Here is an 11,739-nt window from a genome sequence, read left to right on the forward strand (position 1 = left end):
TTCATGTTATCTTCGTGTTAGAAATTCAAGTGAGTTTCTCGTTACATTGTGTAAGTTTGAAGCTCGTCTTGTTTTCTTCGTGTGTCTCGCAATCTTCTGCGGCGACAAGAAATAATATACCATAGAACGTAAAGCTATTGCAAGCTTTTTTGACTATTATTTTAATTTATTTTATTACATACTATATGATGATGTAATTATACATAATACTACTACATCATGTATTAGTTTAATCATTATTAATATTTATTATCCTTCAGGCACATCGTTCTTTTCTTTATTCATTATTATTTATTCTAATATTTATATACATCCTTACTATTATAAACGCTATTTACTCTATTTATAGATCTTCATATACTCCATTATTGCTTTAGTTTTGCTCGCTTGCCTATGATACACTTTACTTAATAGCGGAAATTCATCAATGGACTTTTTGAATTTCAACTTATATTGTTAATAGGAGACTTATTATGAAAGTTAATATTTTAATTGCAGATGATGATTCATCAATCCGTTCTTTGTTAAAGTTCATACTTACTAAAGAAGGCTATATTGTATATGAAGCTGCTGATGGGGAACAAGCTTCTCGTATACTCACACAATCTCACATTCATCTTGCAGTCATTGATATTATGATGCCCATAAAAAATGGTCTTGAGTTATGTCAGGAAATTCGGCATCAATATGATATCCCTATCCTCCTTCTAACTGCAAAAGGTGAATTAATCGATAAAGAAAAAGGATATTCTTCTGGCACCGATGACTATCTAGTAAAGCCATTCGAACCTAAAGAATTATTGTTTCGCATTAAAGCATTATTAAGACGCTATCAACTGGTCTTTTCTAATTACATTCGATTAGGTGATATTACTATTGATCGGGAAAGTTATGTCGTTAAACATGAATCAACGATTATTGATCTCCCTCTAAAGGAATTTCAATTGCTTACTCAGCTTGCTGAAAATACCGGACGCATTTATACAAGAGATCAATTGATTCAATTAATCTGGGGGATTGATTATAATGGTGATACACGTACCGTTGATGTTCATATTAAACGTCTACGTGAACGCTTTGCCCCATACGATAATCAAATTATTATTACAACTGTTAGAGGGTTAGGGTATAAGCTTGAGGTGCTTGCATGAAAACACTTTATGTAAGAATAGTACTTATTTTCATTGGTATTACTTTTCTAAGCGCGATAGCAGGACTAATCGCTACTGATATCTACTACAAAAATGTTCTGCTCAAAAATAATGAATTAAGAACGATTGATGTCGCCTATTCCATGCAAACACTATTTCAAGATAAGCTTGCTGTTCAAGACCTTTCATTTATGAATAACACTGCACAACTTGGTTATCAAATATATTGGGTTTCACCTAAAGGTATCAGTTCTGCTTATGGCACTCCCTTTAAGCGTAATGATCTATCGTCATTACAATTAGAAACTGTATTATCCGGAAAGTTGTATAGTGGAATGTCTAGTCAAAATCAATCCTTTACGCTGTTTGGATTTTTCAACAACAGCTTGGCTAATACAATCGGAATTCCGATCGAAACAAACGAAGGAACTGCCGCATTATATGTACGGCCAGATCTATTGCAACAAAGTGGTGAGATCCGACTTATTATGTCCATGCTATTAGTATCAAGCTTTATATTCAGCTTAGTTTGTATTCCTATTATGAGTCGTTTCATTGTTCGTCCGATTAAACAGCTTACCAATGCAACGAAGCAGCTTGCCAAAGGAAATTATAATAATCATTATCTCCACTTAGGGCGAGTAGATGAAATTGGTGAGCTTGCACGTAACTTTAATTATATGACTAATGAGTTAAAGCGAGCAGATGAGATGAAACAACAATTTGTTTCTGATGTTTCACACGAATTTCAAACACCGTTAACCTCTATTCATGGCTTAGCGCTACTGTCAGCTGATCATACGATTACAAAAGAAGATCTTATTGCTCATATGGACATTATTGCAATGGAGAGCCAGCGTCTATCCTCTATGAGTAAGCAATTATTGAAACTGGCATCTCTAGACCAGGAACAACAAATACATAAAACTCATTTTCGAATAGATGAACAGATTAGACAAGTTCTTATTATGTTAGAGTGGCAATGGGCTGATAAAAATCTGCAGCTAGATATTGACCTAGTGGAAGTATCGATGTACGGAAATGAGCAGCTGCTTTACGAAGTTTGGCAAAATCTAATTACAAATGCGATTAAATTCTGTTCTGATCACGATAGCTTAATGATTATAATGAAGACTCCCAGTGAACTTGATCCACAGATTATTGTTAAAATTACTGATAGTGGGGAAGGAATACCAGCAGAACAATTATCAATCATATTCGAAAGATTTAGTAAAGTGAGTAAGTCACGGAGTCAAAATGAACATTCTGGTAGTGGTCTCGGATTATCCATTGCCCATAAAATCGTTTCATTACATTCAGGTACCATTGATGTTGAAAGTAAATGGAAAGTTGGAACTACGTTTACTGTAGCTTTACCGGCTGCAGATAAAACTAATATGAACTAACGGTGAGCTGTATCCGATATTTGTATCGCGGATGCAGCTTCTTTATTATTCCTTACTATGCTACTAATAAACTATTCCATATCATCGTAGTCAACTTCCATTGCATTTTGAATATCATCTGCTGTAATTGTAATGAGCTTGTAATTACTTTCATCATATAACTTAATTGCCCGTTCTTTCACAAATTTTACGTTGCTAGGTGCCGCTTCATCGTCATAAAATAACACCATCCCATCTGTTTTATGAAATAATAATTGATCTCTAGCTTGAAACTGCCATGGACCTACATAGGGCTGTTTACTTACTTCAGCATAGAAATCAACCTGCTCTTTAATGGAATTGTAGTATTCCTTACGTTCATCCTTCCAATTTTCTTCTTGATTAGCAAAAGCAGTAATCATTGAAAGTTTGATATGCGGATATAGCTCCTCTCGCAATTCTATAATAACTTCGCTTGCCCATAGATCAAATCCATACTGTCCAGGAGTAATAATCCACTGGGCACCTTCCTCTATAATTGAAATGATCTTTGATCTAAAGGCTTTCTTAATAAATGGAATAGCCTTGTTCTTCTGATCAAATATTTGTAGCTCATGTGCACGATATCCTGTAACTAATACATTTTTCATATTCACCCGAACCTCACTATAAATTTTTGTATCTGACTTATGATGTAAGTATAACTGTTCTACTATTTCATGACGACTCCTATTACAACTTTTGCTGATGTACATACATGTTCAACCTCCATCCAAAAAATTTCAACCTTAAATCGTAGTTTTGTCTCCTCTTCAATTGATGTTAATTACTTTATAGTAAATATTGTAAGCGAGTTACTAATAGAGAGGGGTTTATTATTCATGGTCAAAATGAAAAAATCGCTAATGCTTCTAATTGCTACTGTTTTGGTATTTACTCTAGCAGCTTGCGGCAATAGCAACAATGAAAAAACACCAGGTAATACTAACGGTAAAACAAACAATAACAACAGTAAAACAGACACAAGTGAAAAGGTGGAGCTTTCCTTCTGGACATTAGGTAATGTCAATTATGAGGATTTGGCTAAGCAGTACACAGCTGAACATCCAAACGTTACGATTAAGATTCAAAATACTGGTGACCAATCGGCTCATCATAACAACCTGACAACTGCACTATCCGCAAATTCTGGTGCACCTGATATCTTCCAACTTGAAATTGGTTTCATGGAACGTTTCATTAACGCTCAAGATAAGTTCTACAATTTGAATGATCTTGGTGCCAATAACGTAAAAGCTAATTTCCTTGATTGGAAATGGGCTCAAGCTTCTTCTGTAGACGGTGCATTCCAAATTGGTCTTCCTACTGATATTGCACCTACAGTTGCCTATTATCGTGTAGATCTTGCTGAAGCTGCTGGTCTTCCTACTGATCCAACTGAATTTACTGCTGCAATTGATAGCTGGGATAAATTCGCTACTGTAGCAAAAGCATTTACTGAAAAAACTAGTAAACCTTTTGTTGATTCAAGAGACTTAATCTACAACGCACTACGTGATCAATCTGACGGTCAAATTTACTTTGACAAAGAAACTGGTGAATTTATTGGAGATCAAAATCCCCAAGTGAGAAAAGCTTATGATTATACAATTAAAGGTATTCAAGAAGGTTGGGTTGCCAACTATGCACTTTGGGCTCCAGATTGGGCTCAAGCAACTAATGATGGTGGATTTGCGGTTCTTTCTGGCCCAGCTTGGATGCTTGGTAACATTAAAAGCAATGGTCCAGATTCTTCAGGTCAATGGCGTATTGCTCAACTTCCTGAAGGTGCAGGAAACTGGGGTGGATCATTCATCTCCCTTCCTAAAGAAGGCAAGCATCCAGAAGAAGCTTATGCATTTATTGAATGGATGACAAGTCAAGAACAACAGCTTGCATCGTTCACAGTTAGTGGTCTTATGCCTTCTACTCCTGCTTTGTTTGAAGAGCCGGCATTTAAAGATTACACTGATGAATTCCTTGGTGGCCAAGCTTCTGCTGCAGAATTTGCTGCTGCTGCTGCTCGTGTTGCTCCTGTATACTATGGTCCACTTCATGACCAAACAGATTCATTTATTAAAGAAGCTATTCAAAACGTTCAAGAGAAAAATGCAGATCCAGAAGCAGAGTGGAATACTGCAATTGAGAAAATCAAAAACCTTGAAAAACGTAGCTAATTAGAAGTTCATTATTACAATAATTAGATCAAGATCGCAGGAGATTCCTGCGATCTTGAATTATTAATTCCTACTTGGAGGTGCCACATGTCTTCAACTGCACAGACATCCATAAATACTGCAGTTCCCAAAAGAAAACGTCTATCAGAGCGTAAGAGAGATAATGTCTTTGCTTATTTGTTCATTTCACCATTCTTTTTATTATTTGCTGTTTTTGGGTTGTATCCAATACTATTTACCGTTTACTTATCATTCTTTAAATGGGATGCACTTGGTCCAATGAAATATATAGGATTACAAAACTACCAGTTTGTAATCGAAGATTCTATATTTTGGACTTCCTTTTCTAACACCTTAATTATTAGTCTTATGGGTACGGTTCCGCAATTAATTTTTGCATTAATAATAGCTGTATTTCTTAATTCTGCCTTTACAAAATTCAAGCAAACTTTTCGTGTTCTTTATTTCATGCCTAATATTACTTCCATAGTAGCCGTAACCTTAGTTTTCAGTGCTATTTTTAGTAACAACGGTATGGGTAACTGGGTATTAGATTTATTCGGTATTGACCCTATGGCTTGGAATTCGGGCTGGTGGGGTGTCAAAATAGCGATTGCTACGATGGTAATGTGGCGCTGGGCTGGTTATAACATGGTTATTTACTTGTCTGGATTACAAAGTATACCAACTGATTTATATGAGGCAGCTCGAATTGACGGCGCAGGGCGTTTTCAACAGCTTACTAAAATTACGCTCCCTCTATTAAAACCCTTTATTATTTTCACAGTACTTATGTCTACGATTGGATCGCTGCAATTATTTACAGAGCCTTTTGTATTTTTAGGACAATCTGGTACTAGCTCCACTCGTTTAGAAGGAATTACAATGGTTGTGTATTTGTACACGGAAGCATTTGGTAATAACTTCTTTGGTACTGCTGCTGCAACTGCAGTTATTTTACTGCTGATCACATTCTTATTTTCTATGGTTAATATGTGGATTTCTAATAAACTAGGCGGAGATACGGAGGGATAAATGCGATGAAAGCAAGTCTTGGTGATAAACCTAATGCTCTTACAACAACTTTTTACTATATTTTCTTAGCTATCGGTGCCATAATATCAATTTTCCCTTTCTATTGGATGTTCGTTATCGCTTCTAATCCTCGTGGTGCGGCATCGCATATTCCTCCAATTATTACAATAAGTGATCAATTTATTAATAACTTTAATAAAGCTTTAGAAAAAACAGAATTTTGGACTGCCTTTGGTAATTCCTTATTTGTTTCATCTGTCGTTACTGGATCTGTTGTACTTTTTTGTTCCCTTGCAGGGTATGCATTTGCAAAATACAATTTCAAATTCAAAAACTTTATGTTTTTCTTTGTTATAGGTACATTATTCATACCACAACAGCTTAGTGTTCTACCAACGTATGTAATTATGGCAAAACTGCAATGGATTGATACTTATAAAGCGCTAATTGTCCCTGCGATGGTTAATGCATTTGGTATTTTCTGGATGAGGCAATATATTTCAAGTTCTGTTCATTCAGAATTATTAGAAGCAGGTAAAATTGATGGCGCAGGACACTTCCGAATCTTCTTTACCATTGTACTGCCAATCATAACACCTGCTGTCGCTACATTAGGTATTTTCACATTTTTGAACACTTGGAATGATTTCTTCTGGCCATTAGTAGTTCTTAAGGATAGAAGTCATTACACTATTCAAATTGCACTGCAACAACTATTTACGACGCGTGATGGTCTTGACTACGGAATGATTATGTCCGCCACTTTCATGGCAACATTACCATTACTTATTGTCTTTCTATTATTCAGTCGTTGGTTTATTGCTGGATTAACCTCAGGAGCTGTAAAGAGCTAAAAAAAGATATTATTCAATAAAAGTTGACAAATTAACACTTATTAAGTAGAAATAGAAGAAGGTATAATTAAGGGATGTGAACCGTCTTGAAACTTCGACGCAAAATATTACTAGCTAATATCCTTCTTGTGTTTTTACCCGTTATTGCAATGGGTACTATATCTTATCTTAATTTTTCAAAAGCAATTTCGACAAAATCTAGCAACTTTTATTGGGTCTCCTTAATGGAAACTGATCGTAGATTACATTATGCACTAAGCGAAATTACATCGCTATCAAATTCTGCAATCACTCAGTCTACTCTTCAGCAAACAATAAAAAATTTTAACGATATATTAAATTATGATATACGTCAGGAAATAAACAAATCATTAATTAATCACCCGATGGTACAATCATTTTCCTTATATTCCAAAGATCGGTTGGTTTACAGCTATAACTCGACAGACTCACTATTAGATTTGAAAGCTCAGCCTTGGTACTCTGCCATGGTTGAAGCAGATGGAAGACCTGTATGGTCAGGTCCAGGTGAGAATGGTTCGGAAGCTGAAAACCAACCGTTTCTCATTCATGCACGGATTATTAAAGATTATTATTCGCTTGGAGACATTGGCTCTATTGTAATTAATCTAAAATCAAATTTATTTGATCAAGTTTTTTGGGAAACGGCTACTATGGACCAAGGAAATATATTGCTACTTAACAAATCAGGATCTATTGTATATGACAAATCCGGAGAGCATATTGGAGCTACTGTCTCCTTTCCTTTCCTTGATGATAATAATGAAAGCGCTAAAAACAATTTTGTTAGCCGTTATAATGGTGTGAAGTCATCCATTACATATATGCAATCTCAACAATCTGACTGGTATTTAGTTGCGATAACTCCTACAAGTATATTACAGGCAGAATCATCTACCATTCGTAATACTGCTCTTCTACTTGCTGCCTTTTCTTTAATTTCTGCCCTATTGTTTGATAAGTTTTTTGTTCTCCGATTAGTTAAAAGTATTAATAGCACAGTAAGTGGCATGAGGCGAGTAGAACAACGTAATTTTGTTCGCATAGCAACTGAACCAACCAAACATTATGACGAGACAGATATGCTTGTACTTGGCTTTAATAGAATGTCTTCTCAAATCGAAGAATTAATCCATCAAGTAGAAATTGAACAATCTATGAAGAAGGAAGCAGAGTTACAAGCTCTAGTCTCGCAAATTAATCCGCATTTTATATACAATTCTCTAGAGTCAATTAATTCAATGGCTGTATTGCAGGGAAACAAAAATATTAGTCGGATGGTTATTTCACTTGGTCGACTACTACGAATTAGTATTAGTGAAAATAAAGAGCTTATTCCGCTTTCTACTGAATTTGAGCATGTTCGCCACTATATGAATATTCAAAAGTTCCGCTTTGAGGATAAATTCGAATATACATTTGATCTGCCAGAACATCTCAAACATTATATGACACAAAAACTTATTGTACAGCCTATTGTTGAAAATGCATTATATTATGCCATTGAACCAATGGAAAACGCAGGTTATATCCATGTGCGAGCTTCAGAAGGGAAAAACGAAATTTGGATTGATATTATCGATAATGGTCCAGGTTTCAATGAGGATGTCCTTAAAAACCTTTGGATTAAAGAAGCCGCTTCAATGAATAAATATAAAGATAGCAGTGTTGGCTTGCGCAATGTTCATGAACGAGTTCGTATTCGATTCGGTAGTCCATTTGGAATGATGATTTGTTCCACTCCTGGTTTTGGCTCAATAGTTCGAATTCGTGTTCCAAAAATCATTCCTTAATGAAACCGGATTACAATAATTTCCCAAATGAGAGGGATACATATGCGTAAGCTCAAAAACATGCATTGGATTATTTTATATGTTATTTTATTAGCTACAACAATTGTTTATAGCATTCCAAAAGTTAATGAAAATACAAATATAACGGAGACAGAAAAAACCACCATTTCATTTCGACATGTATGGACGCTAGAGCATGATCTTCCGATGCTTAATATTTTTCGAGATGTAGTGGAAAAATTTGAAGAAACACACCCAAATATTAAAGTTAACTTTGAAGGACTTGATCAAACGAATCATCGTGAACAAAAATTACGAAGTGAGATGATTACGGGAACACCTCCTGATATGTTTGTCTTATTTGGCGGTGCAGAGCTAGATCCCTATGTAAGAGCAAATCGTTTATTAAACTTAAATGACTTTATTTCTGAAAATGAATTAGATTTCATTGATTTATCCCATTGGACCTACAATGATCAAGTATTTGGTCTTCCGTTTGAAGGACATGCGCAGCCATTATTTTATAATAAAGAGATATTCAAAAAACTAGAAATAACTCCTCCAACTACAATTGATGAATTAAATACTGCCATTGATATTTTAAAAAGGAATAACTATATTCCCTTTACATTTGGCAATAAGGAGCTTTGGCCAGGTGGTGTGTATGCCCATTATTTAATGGATCGTTATGCAGGACCACAATTAATTGAGCAGATTGCTAATGGTCAAGCCTCCTTTAATAATGACAATTATGTTAAAGCATTTGATCAACTTCAGCATTGGATATCAACAAATACATTCAACGACAATTATTCTAATATTTTTTCAGCGGATGCTATTCATTTGTTCAATGAAGGCAAAGCTGCTATGTATCTTAACGGCAATTGGGATATTACTTTATTTCAATCTCCTGAGGGCTCAATAGATATTCAAGATAATATTGGAGTCATAGCATTTCCTACATTGGAGAAAGATGAGGAGCAATCAATAGCAGGCGGGTATACTATTGGAATTGGATTATCTGCCAATCTAACAGGACTACAAAGAACTGCTGCATTAGAGCTGCTTAAAGCCTTTTATACGGAAGAAGTTCAACTGAAAATTGTATATGAAGCAGCACGGTTACCATCAATGGATATTCCATTTGATGTTAGTCAAACAGGTCCCGTATTTGCACAAGTTATTGAACTATTAGAACAGAGCCCACAAATTTTTCTCGCTTATGATAATATTTTGCCTCCTGAGATTAGAAAGGAATTTTGGACGATTACCGATAGTTTGTTCAAATTAGAAATAACGAGTGAAGAGGCCTTACAACAATTAGATCAGGCCTCACAATCTTATTTTCAGCTGATTAACAGCTATGGAGGGGATTCTACTGGAGCGCACTAAATATACAGTACTTCTTGTCGACGATGAACCAATTATATTGAGAAGTCTTGAATTTGCTATTCCTTGGGATGAACTTAATATTACTAAAGTTATGAAGGCCAAAAATGGTGAAGAAGCGCTGCAGCTTTTTCATGAGTATCAACCCGATATTATTATTAGCGATATACGTATGCCGTCTATTAATGGCATCACGCTAATGTCTGAAGTCATGCACATTAATCCTCAATTAATTTTTATAGTCATTAGTGGTTATAGTGAGTTTGAATATGCAAGAGAATCACTTGGTCATGGAGCGACCGGCTATTTGCTAAAGCCAATTGATCATGATGAACTTACTAGTATGCTTGAAAAATCAATTGTTAAATTAGAAGGAAATCGCAAAGCCAAGCAACAAAGTGAGCAATTACTTGATTCCGTACAAGCACTCTCTTTACTTGCCAGAGAGAGAATGTTTGCTGAACTGATCGAAGGAAATCAAAGACCATTACAGCATATGAAATGGTTGGAGGATAATACTTTGAGAAAACCTTATTATATTAATGTCGTTCAATTAGATCATTTCTCAACAATGAATAAGCAATGGTCTGAGGATGAAAAAAGACTTTGGTTTTTTGCTGTTCGTAACATATTAGAAGAATGGTCAAAAAATAATGAAGGATTAGCTGCATTTCCTTTTCATAGTGGCGAATGGATCATCATCTTTGAAAATGTAACGGATATACAAAAGCGTAAAATGGGTGAAGAAATTGTCCAGCTAATTAAGCAATACTCTAAGCTATCTTGTTCTGTTGGAATCAGTAAACAAGTACAAGGAATTGAACAACTGCACACTGCATATCAAAGCGCATATGATGCCTTGCATCAACGTTTTTATTCTGGTCTAGATCATGTATTTATTGATTCGAAACAACTAATACAAAGTGACAACTCTTCTTCAATGTGGAAATATCCTAAATGGATTGAAAAGGAATTGATTCAAAGCATTCGTACTTTAGAGCTATTTCGGATTTTACAGCTACTAGATATTTTGAAGGTAGAATTAGAAACGGGTGGCTTAACAAAAGATTCCCTCATTCGTTATATTGTTGAAATTACAGTCATTTCACGTCGTGAATTTGAACATATGAATTTAATTATTGATAGCTCTGTGGATTATTTAATTCAAAACCTTATGGAATCCACTACACTTGAACAAGCGATCGATATATTAAAGGAAGCATTTAGTAGCTGGATTACAACTAATCTTCAGCATCAATCGAGCGATGATGGATCAGCTCTTATTGGAAAAGCCAAATCCTATATCGATAATCACTATCATAATGATATCGGCATAGACGAAGTATCTGAGTTTGTTGGACTTAGCGCTAGTCACTTTTGCACTATATTCAAACAAGTATCAGGCTCAACATTTCTGGAATACGTTACCCACTGTCGCATTGAAAAGGCTAAATATATATTGTCAAATACTGAGGTTAAAGTATATCAACTAGCACCTCTTGTTGGCTACCAGGATTCTAAATATTTCACGCAAGTGTTCAAAAAGTTAACAGGTATGACTCCATCCGAATATCGTTTATTGGCTTAATAGATCACCCTATGATTCCAAGTTAACTATTATAAATTAGTTAGTGCTAATGAGAACGCTCCATATATAAAGTGGAGCGCTCTTTTTGTTTGATCAAAAGTATACAATAGACATGTGTACCCTATTGGTACATGAGCACTGGAGCGAGCGATGAATGGCAGCTACGTCAGCATTACTCGGTGATCACCCGTTAGAAAACAACAAAAAAGCCTACTGCATATGCAGTAGACTCATCCGTGCTTGGCGACGTCCTACTCTCCCAGGACCCTGCGGTCCAAGTACCATCGGCGCTGAAAGGCTTAACGGT

9 protein-coding genes are annotated in these 11,739 nt (G+C 35.4%); 8 read left to right on the forward strand and 1 reads right to left on the reverse strand.

The window, feature by feature from the left end; translation table 11 throughout:
- Window positions 1–473 precede the first annotated feature (473 nt).
- Both AC1TPB_RS24335 and AC1TPB_RS24340 read left to right on the forward strand, forming a co-directional pair.
- Window positions 474–1,151, forward strand: coding sequence for a response regulator transcription factor (locus tag AC1TPB_RS24335; RefSeq protein ID WP_482078854.1), 678 nt, complete (start codon window positions 474–476; stop codon window positions 1,149–1,151).
- Window positions 1,148–2,557 (forward strand): sensor histidine kinase, encoded by a 1,410-nt coding sequence (locus AC1TPB_RS24340; RefSeq protein ID WP_482078855.1) that lies wholly within the window; start codon window positions 1,148–1,150, stop codon window positions 2,555–2,557. Before AC1TPB_RS24335 ends, AC1TPB_RS24340 begins: the two co-directional genes overlap by 4 nt.
- 71 nt (window positions 2,558–2,628) lie before the next feature.
- Here AC1TPB_RS24340 and AC1TPB_RS24345 read toward each other — a convergent pair whose 3' ends face one another.
- The gene (locus tag AC1TPB_RS24345) at window positions 2,629–3,186 is read right to left on the reverse strand and encodes an SLOG family protein (RefSeq protein WP_482078856.1); all 558 of its coding nucleotides are present in this window, start codon (window positions 3,184–3,186) and stop codon (window positions 2,629–2,631) included.
- A gap of 231 nt (window positions 3,187–3,417) precedes the next feature.
- Between AC1TPB_RS24345 and AC1TPB_RS24350 the strand changes: the two genes are divergently transcribed.
- The 6 genes from AC1TPB_RS24350 to AC1TPB_RS24375 all read left to right on the forward strand — a co-directional run bounded on the left by AC1TPB_RS24350 (window position 3,418) and on the right by AC1TPB_RS24375 (window position 11,432).
- Complete coding sequence (locus AC1TPB_RS24350) at window positions 3,418–4,752, forward strand: ABC transporter substrate-binding protein (RefSeq protein WP_482078857.1); 1,335 nt, start codon at window positions 3,418–3,420, stop codon at window positions 4,750–4,752.
- Between the two features lie 87 nt (window positions 4,753–4,839).
- A complete protein-coding gene (locus AC1TPB_RS24355) occupies window positions 4,840–5,787 on the forward strand; it encodes a carbohydrate ABC transporter permease (RefSeq protein WP_482078858.1) in 948 nt (315 codons plus the stop codon).
- A gap of 5 nt (window positions 5,788–5,792) precedes the next feature.
- A complete protein-coding gene (locus tag AC1TPB_RS24360; RefSeq protein ID WP_482078859.1) occupies window positions 5,793–6,641 on the forward strand; it encodes a carbohydrate ABC transporter permease in 849 nt (282 codons plus the stop codon).
- A gap of 86 nt (window positions 6,642–6,727) precedes the next feature.
- Complete coding sequence (locus AC1TPB_RS24365; RefSeq protein WP_482078860.1) at window positions 6,728–8,455, forward strand: sensor histidine kinase; 1,728 nt, start codon at window positions 6,728–6,730, stop codon at window positions 8,453–8,455.
- Between the two features lie 42 nt (window positions 8,456–8,497).
- The gene (locus AC1TPB_RS24370) at window positions 8,498–9,847 is read left to right on the forward strand and encodes an ABC transporter substrate-binding protein (RefSeq protein WP_482078861.1); all 1,350 of its coding nucleotides are present in this window, start codon (window positions 8,498–8,500) and stop codon (window positions 9,845–9,847) included.
- Window positions 9,819–11,432 carry a response regulator gene (locus AC1TPB_RS24375; protein WP_482078862.1) on the forward strand — a complete coding sequence of 538 codons (1,614 nt, stop codon included), beginning with the start codon at window positions 9,819–9,821 and terminating at the stop codon, window positions 11,430–11,432. The genes AC1TPB_RS24370 and AC1TPB_RS24375 overlap by 29 nt, the downstream gene beginning before the upstream one ends.
- The last annotated feature ends 307 nt before the right edge of the window (window positions 11,433–11,739 follow it).

Source organism: Paenibacillus sp. Y951 (assembly GCF_056786395.1).